The sequence below is a fragment of the Chloracidobacterium sp. genome, assembly GCA_016716305.1.
Taxonomy (GTDB): Bacteria; Acidobacteriota; Blastocatellia; order Pyrinomonadales; family Pyrinomonadaceae; genus OLB17.
Map to the genome: position 1 here is coordinate 2,268,675 of JADJWP010000002.1, position 14,154 is coordinate 2,282,828.

A 14,154-nucleotide genomic window follows, 5' to 3' on the forward strand; every position below is an offset into this window, starting at 1 on the left:
TTCGCAAGCAAGACGATGGCAAAAGCCGGAATCTCAAATGTCGGTATCGCAGTCAAGCGAGATCATGCCGAAGCGCTCAGGACGGCTCATGAGCTGTCGGAATGGCTCGGCAAGCGCGGCATAAAGGTCCTCGGTGATCCATATGTCAGCCCAGCCGCCGATTCCTCACGCCATTTCGCTGGCGAATCAGAAGGTCTGTTCGGTGCATCTGCTGATCTGATCGTCGTTCTCGGCGGTGACGGAACGATGATCTCGACGGCGCGATTGATCGGCGATGCCGAGTGTCTTGTTCTGGGGGTGAATTACGGCAGTCTTGGCTATTTGACCGATTTCCGGATCGAAGAGATGTACGAAGCGCTCGAGGCGATCTTTGCTGGTGAATATGAGATAGATCGACGAGTGATGCTTACGGCCGAGCATTGGCGGGGCGACGAGATGCGTGCGAAGGGACGCGTGCTTAACGATGTCGTGATAAACAAATCTGCCCTCGCCCGCATCATCGAGATCGAGGCAAGACTCAACGGGCTTTTTGTGAACTCGTTCCGGGCTGATGGATTGATCGTTGCGACTCCGACCGGTTCGACGGCGTATAATCTTTCGGCAGGCGGCCCGATAGTCTATCCGTCAATGAACGCCGTTGTCCTGACTCCGATCTGCCCGTTTACCTTGACCAATCGCCCGATAGTCGTGCCGGACGATGCCGAGATCGAACTAAACCTCCAGAACGAGAACGAAGGTGTCGTTCTGACGCTCGACGGCCAGACGGGCTACCCGATGCATTCTCACGACCGAGTGATCATTCGAAAAAGCCGAACGACATTTAACCTCGTCCAGCCACCGAACCGAAATTACTTTGACGTTTTGAGGAACAAATTGAAGTGGGGCAGGTGAATCTCAGCCTTTAGCGACGCGGATTCAAGACCGAGCAGACTGCAGGTCATTACCATGTGAGCAGGCTTGGTTGTCGATCGTCGTCAGGACCTGATCCGTCTGGATACCACGTGAACCTCTTTAGGTCGCATCGTCCTTTCGAATCAAATTCGACGCCCTCCTGCTCAAGCATCTCCTGCTGAAGATTCAATGGGATCGTAAGCCGTCCGGTCGAGCATTTTCCCTGCGAATTGATGACACGCTGCCAGGGAACGCCTTCGCTGTCCGTTGCGTGCATTACATATCCGACCGTTCGGGGTGTATAGCCCTCGCCGAGTATTGCAGCGATCTGTCCATAGGTCATTACTCGTCCCGGAGGTATCTGACGGACGAGTTTGTAAACCCTTTCTTTATAGGTCTCGTCGCTTACATTCATCGTTGTATCAGTACGGTCCGAGCCGGTGAGCCGTCGCCTGTACCGCCGATGTATTTTAGCGGCATGCAAATAATATCGTAGTCGCCTGACGGAACTTCACGCAGATCGACACCCTCGAGAATAACGACCTCGCGCTCAAGCAACGCAAGGTGAACCGGATGCCCCGTCGAGCCAAAGGCTTCGATCGATAGGTAGTCGATGCCGACGAGTTTGATGCCCGTTTCAGCCAATTTGTCAGCGGTCGCTTGCGATATTGCGGTGAAGTCCGTCCTGAAGCCGGCCTCAGGCGTGCTCCAGAATGCGGAGTTTCGGGTCTTAAAGAGCACACGCTCCACGCCGTCGAGTTCACCGATATTCTCAGGCTCGATCAGCATAACTTCGTCGGGAACCTCGATCACCCGGCACGGCCCCATCAGTTTTTCAAGGTCGAGCTCGTCGACCGTTCTTGTACCTTCAATAAAGTGGTTCGGAGCGTCGACGTGTGTTGCTGTATGGACGCCAAAACACATTTTTGAGACGTTCGCTGAATCACCACGTTCAAGTGCGGCAAACGACTCGACCCGAGCTTCGGAATCACCATCGTAGATCGGCACACCATTGCTGATCGGTACCGTAATATCGTATATCCTCATTTCGAAAAGAATATTTTAACTTGCTTTGAAGAACAAATCTTGCTCGAGCCCTTTGCGTCTTCACGCCTTTGCGGGAAACTGTCGATATGGATATAAAGCACATCGAAAAAGGCGGACGCGGCGCATTTCTTATAAAGGTAGACGGTAAACGCCTTGCTGAGATGACCTATGTAACCGCCGGCGAGACCGGCATTATCATTGATCATACCGAGGTCGACGAGAGCCTACGCGGCCAGAAGGTCGGCGACAAATTGCTCGCCGCAGCTGTGGATCATGCGCGTTCAAAAGGCCTGAAGATCTTTGCGACCTGCCCATTCGCACTTCGGAAACTAACGAATAACAGCGAATACCACGACGTCTTTTCGGCTTGATCGATACAGGCGCACGGTTCATTTCGAGGCTGATTCTTCAACGGCGGACCATTCTTTTTGTTTGAGTTTTCTGCAAAAATGCTGTTATATTGGGTGATGGCGACCTCCTGCGCTGTCCGATAACTTCCCATCTTCACTTCCCGAAATACCTGGCTTTAGTTTGGTAAACGCCCTCTTCCTTCCGCCGTTATTAAGAGTGATCTTCATATGAAACCAGCATCCATACTAACGTACTCGTTTTTGCTATCGGTGATCTGCGTTGCAGTCTCGACAGATGTAGATGCTCAGAGTTGCATCGGACTGGGAGGCAGCAACCCGACCTCTCATAGCCAGAATTTCAACGGCCTTGGTTCGAGCCCAGCGCCGCAGTTCACGGATTCGGCGAATGTTTTTGTGCTTAATCCGAGCGGTCCACGAAGATACCTCGGAAAGTTTGACAATGCGATCGCCGATAATGGCGGCACTGTTAATGTACCGGGCTGGGCAATAGTCGAAGAAGGGACAAACAGCAGTTCAGTAACCGGGCGCTACGCCGCCGGAAACGGTTCGGGTGGCGGCGCGAATGCATATAGCTTCGGTTCCGACTCCGATCGAGCACTCGGTTCAATAAATGACGATTCGATGGCCATCGTTTATGTCGGCGGCTGTTTTACAAATACGAGCCTCGGAGCGATCAATTCGGTTGAGATCGCGTTCTCGGGCGAGATGTGGCGTCGCGGAGCTAGCGGGGCGCAAACTGACCGTCTCGATTTTGAATATGCGGTCAACGCGACAAACCTCTATAGCGGATCGTACACACCGGCCGACGCGTTTGATTTCGTTACTCCGAATACCTCAGGAGGCGCCGGTGCCCGCAACGGTAACGACCCTGCATATCGTACGGTCTTTCCAACTGCGACACTTAATGTAACGGTTGCTCCGGGCGAATCGCTTTATATTCGTTGGGTGGACACGAACATTGCCGGTGCCGACGATGGACTTGCGATCGACGACTTTGCCATCTCGTTCTTCATTCCATCTTCATCGCCTGTTGAGATCGCCGGACGTGTAACGGATTCGCGGTTACGAGGGGTGGGTAACGTCCGACTCGAACTGCAAGGCCCAAGCGGCGAGACCTGGATAACCATCACCAACCCATTCGGTCATTATCGATTCACGGGTATACCATCGGGCGAGACTTACCTGGTTACTGCGTCGGGTAAGGGGTTGGTCTTTGCTGAACCAAGCCGCATTATCGATGCCGGCGAGAATCTGGACGACGTTGATTTTCAAACGCTTCCTGATTCAAAAAGAGTTCGGTTTTAGCATTTCTTATTAGGCGTTCTACAATTTGATCAATGAACGAGATCGATATGCCTCGGATCGCTGCTTCGAGCTACTCGAATACCGCGCCTCTGGTTTGGAGTTTTTTATACGGCTCTCAGCATGGCAGGGTCGAGCTGATCCTGGACAACGCGCCCGCCCGCTCAGCCGAGCTTCTGAGTCAGGATCGTGTCGATGCTGCACTCGTGCCGGTCATTGCTTCGCAGTTTATTGATGGGGTTCGATTGATTCCGGATGTGTGCGTCGGAGCGGCCAAAAGCGTTCGAAGTGTCTGTATTGCGACCAAAGGCTGCGAATTGGAAGATGTCCGGACGGTTTCGCTTGATGTCTCTTCACGAACCTCTGTTCTGTTGACCAAGATCATTTTCCGCGAGTTCCTCGGATTCGAACCCGAATGGCGGGAAGCTAGACCGAACATCGACGCTATGCTAACCGAATCAGACGCTGCATTGCTGATCGGCGACCCGGCACTCTCGATCGTCGTCGCCGGTCATTCGGGCAAAGGTTCGGACCGCGAAGTGACGATCCGGACGTTCGATCTTGCCGAACTATGGCATCGATACACAGGGAATGGATTTGTTTTTGCTATGTGGATGACACGGAGGGCGAAATGTCCCGTCGATTTTGCCGCTGCGCGGGATGAAGGCTTGCTTCACATTTCAGAGATCGCCTCGAACTACCAGCCTGAGATCGGACTGACGCGAGACGACATGATCGAATACTTGACCGGAAATATTTCTTATTCGATAGACGAGTCAATGCGTTCGGGTATGGAATTGTATTTTGAACTTGCCGAAAAGAACGGACTGATCGAGACGAACCGCCGACTGGAATTTGTCTATTAGCTGAACAATCCCGAGTAGAACAAAAGCAACCATCCTGCAACGATCACAAAGACCAGCAGGCCAATATCGGTTGTTCCAATTTGATTTTCGCGATCTTGCATACCGAGCGTTCCTTCAAATATTGCTTTCCTACCCTAATACGCGTAGAAATTTGCTCACGCGTATCAAACCAACGACAAATGGTGATTCGACGATCACACCTCAATAGATTTAAAGACGCAAAGCAGGCAATATTCTTGCCGATCTTCAGAAGATCGGCCGCTTCAGCTCATTATTGAGGGATTCATATTCGATCTTTCCATCGTTCTTCTTGATATGCTCGATGAAAGTGAGGGCTGCGTGGATGCGTTTGTCGACGTCTTTTATCTTACCGATGAAGTAAAGCATCGATCTCTTTTTGCCCGCCGTGAGTGAATGAAACAGCTTGTCGCCCTCGACGTCCTGATTCAGGACCTCCTGCAGTTCTTCCGGCATCGGCAGGCCGTACTTGCTTTTGTCAACCGTGAGTTCGACCGAGACTTTGTCGCCGGCCGAGATCCTTAGTTTGTCTCGTTTCGCCTTGTTGACGATGATGGCAAAGATCTCGCCCATGGGGATGAGCGCGCATTGAAACGTCTCTGCCCCGTTAATCGTGCAGACCACACGCCGCGACCCATCTTTCTTTTCAAACCGACTCCCGAACTTCGGTTCGACCGGGATGAAATGCCAGCCCGATTCGGCCGCCGGCTTAGTTAGAATAGCTTTGAATTTGACTGTTTTCGGGGCTTTTGGCATCTGATATCACTTGATCCATTTGCTACAATGAGAACAACGGCGATATATGCTGATCGCTTTGCGAGCGATGCGGAAAATATTTTCACCGAAACCGCAGCTGCGTGCAACGCGAATTCTTATGTGGTTTAAGAAATGAGCACCGGTATCCAAACAATTCTCGATAAGGCTCTTGCGGGTGAACGCCTCTCGGCTGCAGACTGCACAGCGCTGCTTGAATCCCACGATTTTGTCCGCATCGGCCTTGCGGCTGATGAAATTCGTCAGCGAAGGAACCCGGGCGATGTTGTCACCTACATTATCGACCGCAATATAAACTACACAAATGTCTGCAACGTGGTCTGCACGTTCTGCGCATTCTATCGCCGGCCCGGCAAACCGGAAACGTATGTTCATTCGATCGATGAGATCTGCAACCGGATAGATGAAACGATCGCTCTAGGCGGCACCGGCGTTTTGATGCAGGGCGGGCTGCATCCGGATTTCAACATCGAATGGTATGAAGATCTGCTGCGAACGCTCCACGCAAAATACCCGACCTTCCAGCTCCATTGCTTTTCGCCGCCTGAGATCCACAACATTTCACTGATCTCGAAGCTTGATTACGAGACAATACTCCGAAGGCTGAAGGCGGCCGGCCTGAATTCGATGCCCGGCGGCGGCGGCGAGATATTGGACGATGAAGTTCGCAAACGTGTATCGACAAAGTGCAACACCCAGGAATGGCTGGACGTTATGCGGGCCGTTCACAAGGTCGGCCTGATCTCGACGGCGACGATGATGTTCGGCATCGGGGACAAGGTCGAACATCGCGTAAGGCATCTCGAACGCGTCCGGCAGGTTCAGGACGAAGCTCTCGCGAACAAAGCGGTCGATCCAGACTACGGCGAGTTCACAGCGTTCATCCCGTGGACTTTCCAACGTGAGAACACCGCGCTCGGGCGTAAGATCACCGAAGAACCGACCGGCATCGATTACCTCAAAATGCTGGCCGTCTCACGGCTTTTTCTCGACAATATCCAGCACATTCAGGCTTCCTGGCTTACGCAGGGCATACGCCTTGGACAGGCCGCTCTCCGATTCGGGGCCGACGATATGGGCTCGATCATGATAGAGGAAAACGTCGTCTCCGCCGCCGGTGCCAATAACGAAGCCAACGAGCGCGACCTCCGTTACCAGATCCGCGAAGCAGGTTACCGCCCACAGCAGCGAGATATACTCTACAACTATATCGACCGCGAAGACTCCATTGATCTCGACAGCCGCCGGTCGATGCCTTTGAAGCAGTTGAGTGTTGCTTTTGCTGATTGAGTCAGCATTTGATACAGCCGAATGACGTTTAGCTCGTGGGTGAAATTGCTAACAGGCTTCGTAGTTGTTTTCGCTCTTTTTCAGACTCTCGGATATTTTTTTCAGAGCGACCGTGGACAGGCTGGTGTAACCATAGGCATCGCGGTTGTTTCGGCCACTTTGGTTTTTCAAATTCTGCTCCACCACACCGGTTTGAGAAAGAGCATCGTTGGCCTCGGTCTTGGTGCCCCGTCCGCTCGGGGAATTTTTGCCTCGGCCGGAGTGAGTTTCCTGCTGCTTAGCATCTTTCCTGCCTATTCGATCGCCAACGGCATAGATCTAGTTTTGTCGGCTCAGTGGCTATGGTCGATTCCCGGCTTGTTCTTCCAGGCCGGAATTGCTGAAGAAACGCTCTTTCGCGGATACCTATTTGGCAACTTGCGCGAAGGGCGAACATTCTGGCGAGCGGCGATCCTATCGGCGATCCCGTTCGCGGTTGTTCACATTTTTCTCTTCTTCACAATGCCTTTCCTGGTCGCGGCGGCTGCGTTTCTGCTTGCGGTAGTGATGTCATTTCCGTTTGCCTATATGTTTGAACTGGGTGGACGAACGATCTGGGCCCCGGCGCTGCTTCACTTCGTCGTCCAGGGGGCGATCAAGCTTGTGACCATGCCTGACGATGCCTTGCAAAGCCTGGCGATCGTTTGGATGGCGGCTTGTGCGATCATACCGTGGTGCGTTTTTCTCATTCCGCAACGGGCCGCAAACGTCGAGTCGGCATTATGACGAGATCGATGAAAATGGCGGTTGGTTTTTTTGCGGTTGTCGCACCGCTTCTCCATTTTGTTTCCGATCTAATGGAATGGATCGCGGCCGGTTACTCTTCACCTCAGCTGCTCATCAATTATGTCGGATTTTTGATGATGCCTTTCATCTTCATCGGCCTTTATGCTGTGCAGATCCCGCGTGTCAGCATCGGTGTTCTGGTCGCAGCCATTTTATATGGTTCGGTCTTTGTCTATTTCGGGCACACGACACTCTACGCCCTTCAGGAAAATATTGCCGATTACGAAGCTCTCTGGTTCCGGCTCGGGCCGGTTTACACGATCCACGGCATCTTGATGGTCGTCAGCGGTCTTCTTTTCGCGATTTTGTCTTTCGGGCGAGGAGTATTGAATAGGACAGGGCTTGCTATCTTTATTCTGGGTATCACAATGAACCTGGTGATCGCATTTTTGCCGGTCGGCGATCTGGTTCAGATCGTCGGAAGTTCGATCCGTAATCTTGGCCTCGTGATCATCGGTATCGGTCTTATCCTCGAAAAAAGTCCCGACGTATGATCGCCGGATTTGAAGGTGCTTATGAAAACAGATCCCTTACGTCCAGACTCGGTAACCAAGTACATCGCCGGCTTTCCGCGTGAGTTTCAGAAAGAATTAAAGATGATCCGTGCGACGATCAAAAAAGCGGCGCCAGAGGCCGTTGAATCGATCAGCTATCAGATTCCCGCGTACAAACTAAATGGAAAGATACTTATATATTTTGCGGGGTTCACGAAACATATAAGTGTTTATCCCGCACCTCGTCAGGCAAGAGAATTCAAAAAAGAACTATCGGCATATAAGGGCGGGAAGGGAACGGTTCAATTTCCGCTCGATCGGCCGATCCCTTACGACCTCATAACACGCATCGTGAGGTTCCGATCGGATCTGATCTTGGCCAATAAAGAAAAGCCCGCTCCGAAATGAAGCAGGCTATCTATTCGGCGAATATTTCAACCATCTACCACGGACGCTTTTGGTAGTACGTTACGAAGGCATCACCGTCGACCATCAGCATCGGGTCGCCTGTCCGCGGATGATTGCGTCGTTCAAGCGTGTAGGTCTTGGTTTGTCCGCTGTTCGAGCGGGCGGTCAGCGTCGTCGCGGTCGCACTCCAGCGGCCATAATCCCAACTCTGCGAATTCGAACCTCCATAAGGATTCGAATTGCTGGCCTCACCGTAATATTCATACGTTCCGTCTGCCTTGAGCGTGAAGCAAATGTCCGATTGGCGGCCGCCCCCTTGTGCTTGAACATTGGCCTGATAACACCATTTGCCGACCAGATCTTGCGGTGTTCCGCCACCGCCGTTATTGCCACCACCACCGCTGTTCCGGCCCGAGGCGCGTTTTGACATCTGAAGCTCTTCGATCTCTTCAGGCGTCATTCGTGTGTAGGTGACCTTGCGCATATCCACCCAAACGGTGAGCACCTCTCCCGTTAGCTTATACGGAAACCCCATCGAACCCTCATCGTTGCTGACAACGATCGTCGATCCGATAATGGCATAATCATATTCTCCTTCATTGATGGTTATTCGGCTACCGGTCTTGAACTCGATCACGGCCTCAGTGCTTTTCCAATAACCCTGGAGTTTCTTTTCCGGGGTATCTTTGTTCCCTGCGTTGCGACCGCCAGTTTGTCCGGCTGACGAATTTGTCATGACAAGAACGACCGTTACGGCCATTAGGAACCAGAATTTCTTATCCTTTGCTAAAGCCGACCGAAATAGTTGCATTTTTCCTCCGCGAAACTGATGAGTTTGAGGCGTGCGATACTGCCATCCTAATACACGCACATTCGAAGTCAATTTACATCGAAAATCGTCATTGCGCCACAAATATTTTCGTATAGGGATTGAGCTATCCCTTATTTGTGGGACAATTAACGAGTTGACCAGCCTCACAATGGGAGCAAAGCTCGCCGCGTTCACCATTACGTTGATCTTGCAGATCGCCTTCGGAGCGGCTTCTTTCTTGTTGCTCATCGTTGTGTTAAATGGCTATAACGAGAGCGATGCGACATACGGAATCGTTACATTCTCTTTGCTCGCTCTTGCTGTCTCGGTGGCGACGAGTCTCGCGGCGGCGTCACTTGTCAGCAGGCTATTGGCCCGAGGGTTTCGCGTGTCCGTCTCGGTAATTTGGGCAGTCGCCATCTGTTCGACTGCTGGTTTTGTTCTAAAAGCAATAAGCGGCATCACGGGGGTTGCGGTGGCCGAGATCGTCCGCTCGATCTCCTAGTTGTTTCCTACCTTTTACTCAACTATTACAAACGATCGGCAATCCGGCTGTTACTCTTATAGGGACAGATCATTTCGATCAAGGGAAATCTCATGCAAAGCATCCTCACAATCAAACGGGTCCGCGAGACGATCAATTGGAAGAACGTAGCGATGGTCTCATTCTTCCATCTTTTGGCGATTCCCGTGGTCTTTACCTTCAGCTGGCAAAATGCGGCGGCGTTGCTGATAGGTAACTGGATCGTCGGAAGTCTCGGCGTCGGGCTCGGCTGGCATCGCCTGTTGACACATCGCAGTTTCAGAGCTCCGAAATGGCTTGAATACACACTGTCGATCCTGGCAACGATGTCAATGCAGGATTCGCCTGAAAAGTGGATCGCCACGCACAGAATGCACCATAAGTTCGTCGATACCGATAGCGATCCGCATTCAGCACGTTCCGGTTTCTGGTGGCCGCAGATCGGCTGGGTAGTGTGGGGCAAGGCGCAGGACCACGACGAACCTACGTTGAAGCGATATATTCCCGATCTTCTCAAAGACCCGATCCATGTCCTGATCTCCCGGTTCTATCTGGTTCCGATCGTGATATCTGCAGTTGTTCTGTTCGCGATCGGCGGCTGGACAATGGTCGTTTGGGGTGTTTTCGGACGTGTGGTCTTAGGGTGGCACACCACGTGGTTCGTCAATTCGCTATCGCACCTATACGGCCAGCGTCCGCATGAGACCGGCGATCTTTCGACCAACAATTGGTTCGTCGCGATCCTCACCTTTGGTGAAGGCTGGCACAACAATCATCATATGGCGCCAAATTCGGCCCGCCACGGGTTGGAATGGTATCAATTTGATATGAACTGGATAGCGATCCGGATATTTGAAAAGTTAGGCTGGGCAACGAACATCCGCGTGTTCGAAGCCCCGAAAGCGCCTGTGGAATTGAAACAGGCGGCATAAGGTATTAGTATTCCCGAAAAACGGAGAAACGCTATGCCGAAAGAATTGCAGAGTTACAGCGAATTTTGGGACTTTTACGTCCGCGAACACTCTAAACCTTTTACGCGTTTGCTGCATCTGGTCGGGACGTTATTGGGCATCGCTCTTTTGGTGTTCTTTGTTGTGCGCGGACAATGGTATTTCTTTCCGCTATTTTTTGTTGTCGGGTATGCCTTTGCGTGGTTCGCTCATTTTGTTGTGGAGAAGAACCGGCCGGCTACCTTCAAATATCCGTTTTGGTCCTTCATAAGCGATTTCAAGATGATCTGGTTCATGATAACAGGCCGAATGCGTGCCGAATCCGAACGGGTCATGAGCATCGACCGGGGATAGAATTGCGGGATCGGGGAAGTGAGATCGAATTATGGCAGCAGGCGATATTGTAAACCTAAATCCAACGGCGATGAGTTCGACCATCGAGTTTCTTACGGCGATGATCACACCGGCGTTGTTGATCTCAGCGACCGGTTCTCTCGTCCTTTCGACCTCGACCCGTCTCGGACGTGTGGTCGATCGAGCACGCGATCTTGAAAAGCGGCTGAGTGAGGTGATACTTGCTGAGGACAAAGACGCAATTCCGCTTTACGATCACAGGCTCGAGGTGATCGTAGACCTTCTCGACAAGGTGACCACCCGCGCACGCATACTCCAACGTGCTCAAGGCGCGTTTTACTACGGACTTTGCTTTTTTATCTTGACGAGCGTCACGATCGCGGTCGCCGGGCTTTTTGGCATATACAGGTGGCTTCCCATACCTGTCGGAGTGGTCGGCATTTTGTTTTTGCTCTACGGCTCGGTACAAATGCTTCGGGAAACAAGTATGGCAACCGCGACGATAAATGCCGAGATGGACTTCACCTGGAAACTTGCAAAAACCGTCGCACCAAAAGAGATCGTCAGTAGGTACACAATGACCGATGTCGGTGTACTTGAGCGAACCGACGAACCTGTCAGCGATAATACAGGACGCGAATGAACGCACCGGGGTACATCAGATTGCTTCGGTCCGGTGAGCTTGACCAACGCGTTGAAAAGCTCGAGGAATTGCTCCGATCCTGTAACGTCTGCCCGAAGGACTGCGGCAACGACCGTCTCTCCGACGAGATCGCGGCATGTTATTCGGGCCGCTTGCCGATCGTTTCATCTTTCACGGCACACTTTGGCGAAGAGCCCTGTCTGAGCGGAACAAATGGCGCCGGAAATATTTTTTTCGGCAACTGCAACCTCCGCTGCGTCTATTGCCAAAACCATCAGATCTCGCAAACCTGGAAAACGCAGAAAAAGAACGAGATAACCCACGAACGCCTCGCCGAGATGATGCTCGATCTGCAAGATCGCGGCTGCCATAACATTGGCTTTGTCTCGCCCACGCATTTTGCTCCGCAGATGGCCCGCGGAATTTTGCTCGCCGCCCGACAGGGATTGAACCTGCCGATCGTTTACAACACAAATGCGTACGATTCGCTCGAGGTCTTACGATTGCTCGACGGCATCGTCGACGTCTATCTGCCAGATCTCAAGTACGCTGATTCCGTTGCGGGTTTTCAGTATTCCAAGGTCCGCGATTACAAGGAACACGCTCGGGCCGCGATCAAGGAAATGCACCGGCAGATGGGCGACACGCTTCAGTTTGGCGAAGACGGCCTGCTCAAACGCGGCCTCATGATCCGCCTTCTCGTCCTCCCAAACGGCATCGCCGACATCGAATCAAACCTCCGCTGGATCCGCGACGAGCTGTCCCCCAAAACTGCCATCTCTCTCATGGCCCAATACTACGCCACCAACAAAGCCGGGACCGACGACAGGTATATTCTCCTCTCCCGCCGCATCTCCGAAGGAGAATGGTTCGACGCAGTCTCGCTGCTCGATGAGCTCGGGATGGAGGAAGGTTTTATGCAGGAGTATGAATCGGCATCGCATTACTACCGGCCGGATTTTACCGACAAGGACAAGCCGTTTCGAGATATTCGCGATTTTCAGTAGTTTCCTGAACGAAGATCTTTGCCTGCGTGGCTCTCTCGATGAACCCGTCCTATTATTGCTATTTTGAACGTCTTCGTTGATATGAAAAACGCGCTTCATTACATATCAATATTCCCCATTTTCCTTGTTGCATTGGCATCAGCGTTCTATTCAGCACCCGCGATCGAAGAGATCGATCGCACTCGAATCGCAGAGGTATACAGGATCGGCGAAAGACTTCAGGATCAACTTTGGCCCGGATGGAGCACGGCTCCCTTCGGTATCTTGTTCATCACTGATGACCACGAATTCTTAATTCGGCATCCGAAACCGAATGATGAATTCACGTCGATCGGACACGACAAACTCTTTAAGAGCGAGGTATTTGTCCGGCAACGGAAATTTCAAAAGAGCTTTCTTGCGACGTTTCCTGCCCTCGGCAACGGGCCTTTGATCGTTGTTGGAAAAGCTGAAAATACGTCAGACAAGACTTCGACGCGTTGGGTCTTTGTCGTCCTGCACGAACATTTTCACCAACTGCAATACTCGCGACCTGATTATTACCCGAGCGTCAACTCACTCGATCTTGCCGGCGGCGATACCACCGGAATGTGGCAGATCAACTATCCCTTTCCATATAGCGACCAAAAAATCGCCGGAGGATTTCGCGGGCTTGCCGACCTCCTACTGGCTGCGTACGAGACAAAAAGCGATGTCGACAGAAGGTCGAAGACTGCCGAATATTTGTCTGTCCGCCGGCGGTTTGCCGATTCGTTGAAGCCGAATGATCTGAGATACGCTTCGTTTCAGCTTTGGCAGGAGGGTATTTCGCGATACACCCAATATCGGATGGCAGAACTCGCGGGCCGAAAGATGAAGCCGAGCAAGGCGTTTCGTTCGCTGCCTGATTACGTTCCGTTCGATCGAGAGGCCGAGCGCCTACTCGCGTCGACATTGAAAGAAATGCGATCGCTGGATATGGGAACCCGGGAACGTACAGTGTTCTATCCATTCGGTGCGGTCGAGGGTTTGCTGCTGGATCGTTTTGCTCCAAAATGGCGTGAAGACTATTTTAAAAAGAAATTCTCGCTCGAAAAGTTGTACCCTAACTGGATAACAAAATGAACATTGGAATCAACGCTCCGGAGTTTTCGCTGAAGGACGGCAATGGGACTCAATGGTCGCTCGACGATCATCGCGGACAGACGGTCGTGCTGATCTTTTACCCTGCGGATAATTCACCCGTTTGCACGGCTCAGCTTTGTTCGGTGCGGGACCACTGGTCGGAGTATCAGGCGACCGGGGCTGAGGTTGTCGGGATATCGACTGACTCGGTTGAGTCGCATAAGGGGTTTGCCGAGAAAAATGAGCTGCCGCTGCGGCTATTGGCGGACACTGATGGCAAGGTTTCGGCGATGTATGGGATGAAGTCGTGGATTCCGGGGCGTTCGGCCCGTGGTGTGGTTGTGATCGATGGTGACGGAAAGATCGCCTATCACAAAGTGCAGGCCCTTAGCCTGTTCAAGCCGGCTGACGAAGATGTCCTGGCGGCTATCGGGCGTGCCGGATAGATTTGAAATCAGCGCCCTGTGGTAGAATTT

At 52.2% G+C, this 14,154-nt stretch carries 19 protein-coding genes; 15 read left to right on the top strand and 4 right to left on the bottom strand.

Annotated features, from left to right (window positions below; genetic code table 11):
- Positions 1-15: 15 nt before the first annotated feature.
- Positions 16-891: an NAD(+)/NADH kinase gene (locus tag IPM28_12245; protein MBK9173750.1), complete on the top strand. Its 876-nt coding sequence runs from the start codon at positions 16-18 to the stop codon at positions 889-891.
- 49 nt (positions 892-940) lie between these two features.
- Here IPM28_12245 and IPM28_12250 read toward each other — a convergent pair whose 3' ends face one another.
- The gene (locus IPM28_12250; GenBank protein ID MBK9173751.1) at positions 941-1,306 is read right to left on the bottom strand and encodes an MGMT family protein; all 366 of its coding nucleotides are present in this window, start codon (positions 1,304-1,306) and stop codon (positions 941-943) included.
- Positions 1,303-1,938, bottom strand: coding sequence for a cyclase family protein (locus IPM28_12255; GenBank protein MBK9173752.1), 636 nt, complete (start codon positions 1,936-1,938; stop codon positions 1,303-1,305). The genes IPM28_12250 and IPM28_12255 overlap by 4 nt, the downstream gene beginning before the upstream one ends.
- A gap of 86 nt (positions 1,939-2,024) precedes the next feature.
- Between IPM28_12255 and IPM28_12260 the strand changes: the two genes are divergently transcribed.
- From IPM28_12260 to IPM28_12270, 3 genes are all read left to right on the top strand, one after another.
- A complete protein-coding gene (locus IPM28_12260) occupies positions 2,025-2,309 on the top strand; it encodes an N-acetyltransferase (protein ID MBK9173753.1) in 285 nt (94 codons plus the stop codon).
- Positions 2,310-2,516: 207 nt separating this feature from the next.
- Complete coding sequence (locus IPM28_12265; GenBank protein ID MBK9173754.1) at positions 2,517-3,614, top strand: carboxypeptidase regulatory-like domain-containing protein; 1,098 nt, start codon at positions 2,517-2,519, stop codon at positions 3,612-3,614.
- Positions 3,615-3,646: 32 nt separating this feature from the next.
- Entirely contained in the window at positions 3,647-4,477 is an 831-nt protein-coding gene (locus IPM28_12270) for a menaquinone biosynthesis protein (protein MBK9173755.1), read from the top strand.
- Positions 4,478-4,723: 246 nt separating this feature from the next.
- Here IPM28_12270 and IPM28_12275 read toward each other — a convergent pair whose 3' ends face one another.
- Positions 4,724-5,251 carry a DUF1905 domain-containing protein gene (locus IPM28_12275; GenBank protein MBK9173756.1) on the bottom strand — a complete coding sequence of 176 codons (528 nt, stop codon included), beginning with the start codon at positions 5,249-5,251 and terminating at the stop codon, positions 4,724-4,726.
- 132 nt (positions 5,252-5,383) lie between these two features.
- Between IPM28_12275 and mqnC the strand changes: the two genes are divergently transcribed.
- From mqnC to IPM28_12295, 4 genes are all read left to right on the top strand, one after another.
- The gene (gene mqnC / locus IPM28_12280) at positions 5,384-6,559 is read left to right on the top strand and encodes a dehypoxanthine futalosine cyclase (protein ID MBK9173757.1); all 1,176 of its coding nucleotides are present in this window, start codon (positions 5,384-5,386) and stop codon (positions 6,557-6,559) included.
- 21 nt (positions 6,560-6,580) lie between these two features.
- On the top strand, positions 6,581-7,324 hold the full coding sequence (locus tag IPM28_12285) for a CPBP family intramembrane metalloprotease (GenBank protein MBK9173758.1): 744 nt from the start codon (positions 6,581-6,583) through the stop codon (positions 7,322-7,324).
- Positions 7,325-7,395: 71 nt separating this feature from the next.
- Complete coding sequence (locus IPM28_12290) at positions 7,396-7,878, top strand: hypothetical protein (GenBank protein ID MBK9173759.1); 483 nt, start codon at positions 7,396-7,398, stop codon at positions 7,876-7,878.
- A 21-nt stretch (positions 7,879-7,899) separates the two neighbouring features.
- Positions 7,900-8,286, top strand: coding sequence for a DUF1801 domain-containing protein (locus tag IPM28_12295; protein ID MBK9173760.1), 387 nt, complete (start codon positions 7,900-7,902; stop codon positions 8,284-8,286).
- 34 nt (positions 8,287-8,320) lie between these two features.
- Here the strand turns inward: IPM28_12295 and IPM28_12300 are convergent, their stop codons facing one another.
- Positions 8,321-9,097 carry a hypothetical protein gene (locus IPM28_12300; GenBank protein MBK9173761.1) on the bottom strand — a complete coding sequence of 259 codons (777 nt, stop codon included), beginning with the start codon at positions 9,095-9,097 and terminating at the stop codon, positions 8,321-8,323.
- 154 nt (positions 9,098-9,251) lie between these two features.
- Here IPM28_12300 and IPM28_12305 point away from each other — a divergent pair, with 154 nt between their 5' ends.
- The 7 genes from IPM28_12305 to IPM28_12335 all read left to right on the top strand — a co-directional run bounded on the left by IPM28_12305 (position 9,252) and on the right by IPM28_12335 (position 14,124).
- Complete coding sequence (locus IPM28_12305; protein MBK9173762.1) at positions 9,252-9,602, top strand: hypothetical protein; 351 nt, start codon at positions 9,252-9,254, stop codon at positions 9,600-9,602.
- Positions 9,603-9,694: 92 nt separating this feature from the next.
- A complete protein-coding gene (locus tag IPM28_12310; GenBank protein MBK9173763.1) occupies positions 9,695-10,552 on the top strand; it encodes a fatty acid desaturase in 858 nt (285 codons plus the stop codon).
- A gap of 33 nt (positions 10,553-10,585) precedes the next feature.
- Positions 10,586-10,924, top strand: a complete 339-nt coding sequence (locus IPM28_12315) for a DUF962 domain-containing protein (protein ID MBK9173764.1) — start codon at positions 10,586-10,588, stop codon at positions 10,922-10,924.
- Positions 10,925-10,955: 31 nt separating this feature from the next.
- Complete coding sequence (locus tag IPM28_12320) at positions 10,956-11,567, top strand: DUF2721 domain-containing protein (protein ID MBK9173765.1); 612 nt, start codon at positions 10,956-10,958, stop codon at positions 11,565-11,567.
- On the top strand, positions 11,564-12,574 hold the full coding sequence (locus IPM28_12325) for a radical SAM protein (GenBank protein MBK9173766.1): 1,011 nt from the start codon (positions 11,564-11,566) through the stop codon (positions 12,572-12,574). The genes IPM28_12320 and IPM28_12325 overlap by 4 nt, the downstream gene beginning before the upstream one ends.
- 81 nt (positions 12,575-12,655) lie before the next feature.
- A complete protein-coding gene (locus tag IPM28_12330; GenBank protein ID MBK9173767.1) occupies positions 12,656-13,678 on the top strand; it encodes a hypothetical protein in 1,023 nt (340 codons plus the stop codon).
- A complete protein-coding gene (locus IPM28_12335; GenBank protein MBK9173768.1) occupies positions 13,675-14,124 on the top strand; it encodes a peroxiredoxin in 450 nt (149 codons plus the stop codon). Before IPM28_12330 ends, IPM28_12335 begins: the two co-directional genes overlap by 4 nt.
- Positions 14,125-14,154: the final 30 nt, after the last annotated feature.

Excerpts from the sequence above, each read along its gene's own strand:
- IPM28_12285 (MBK9173758.1), top strand. The coding sequence starts at position 6,581 with ATGACGTTTAGCTCGTGGGTGAAATTGCTAACAGGCTTCGTAGTTGTT.
- IPM28_12265 (MBK9173754.1), top strand. The coding sequence starts at position 2,517 with ATGAAACCAGCATCCATACTAACGTACTCGTTTTTGCTATCGGTGATC.
- IPM28_12275 (MBK9173756.1), bottom strand. The coding sequence starts at position 5,251 with ATGCCAAAAGCCCCGAAAACAGTCAAATTCAAAGCTATTCTAACTAAG.
- IPM28_12325 (MBK9173766.1), top strand. The coding sequence starts at position 11,564 with ATGAACGCACCGGGGTACATCAGATTGCTTCGGTCCGGTGAGCTTGAC.
- IPM28_12330 (MBK9173767.1), top strand. The coding sequence starts at position 12,656 with ATGAAAAACGCGCTTCATTACATATCAATATTCCCCATTTTCCTTGTT.
- IPM28_12300 (MBK9173761.1), bottom strand. The coding sequence starts at position 9,097 with ATGCAACTATTTCGGTCGGCTTTAGCAAAGGATAAGAAATTCTGGTTC.
- IPM28_12310 (MBK9173763.1), top strand. The coding sequence starts at position 9,695 with ATGCAAAGCATCCTCACAATCAAACGGGTCCGCGAGACGATCAATTGG.
- IPM28_12315 (MBK9173764.1), top strand. The coding sequence starts at position 10,586 with ATGCCGAAAGAATTGCAGAGTTACAGCGAATTTTGGGACTTTTACGTC.
- IPM28_12295 (MBK9173760.1), top strand. The coding sequence starts at position 7,900 with ATGAAAACAGATCCCTTACGTCCAGACTCGGTAACCAAGTACATCGCC.
- mqnC (MBK9173757.1), top strand. The coding sequence starts at position 5,384 with ATGAGCACCGGTATCCAAACAATTCTCGATAAGGCTCTTGCGGGTGAA.
- IPM28_12260 (MBK9173753.1), top strand. The coding sequence starts at position 2,025 with ATGGATATAAAGCACATCGAAAAAGGCGGACGCGGCGCATTTCTTATA.
- IPM28_12320 (MBK9173765.1), top strand. The coding sequence starts at position 10,956 with ATGGCAGCAGGCGATATTGTAAACCTAAATCCAACGGCGATGAGTTCG.
- IPM28_12250 (MBK9173751.1), bottom strand. The coding sequence starts at position 1,306 with ATGAATGTAAGCGACGAGACCTATAAAGAAAGGGTTTACAAACTCGTC.
- IPM28_12255 (MBK9173752.1), bottom strand. The coding sequence starts at position 1,938 with ATGAGGATATACGATATTACGGTACCGATCAGCAATGGTGTGCCGATC.
- IPM28_12290 (MBK9173759.1), top strand. The coding sequence starts at position 7,396 with ATGGAATGGATCGCGGCCGGTTACTCTTCACCTCAGCTGCTCATCAAT.
- IPM28_12245 (MBK9173750.1), top strand. The coding sequence starts at position 16 with ATGGCAAAAGCCGGAATCTCAAATGTCGGTATCGCAGTCAAGCGAGAT.
- IPM28_12270 (MBK9173755.1), top strand. The coding sequence starts at position 3,647 with ATGAACGAGATCGATATGCCTCGGATCGCTGCTTCGAGCTACTCGAAT.
- IPM28_12335 (MBK9173768.1), top strand. The coding sequence starts at position 13,675 with ATGAACATTGGAATCAACGCTCCGGAGTTTTCGCTGAAGGACGGCAAT.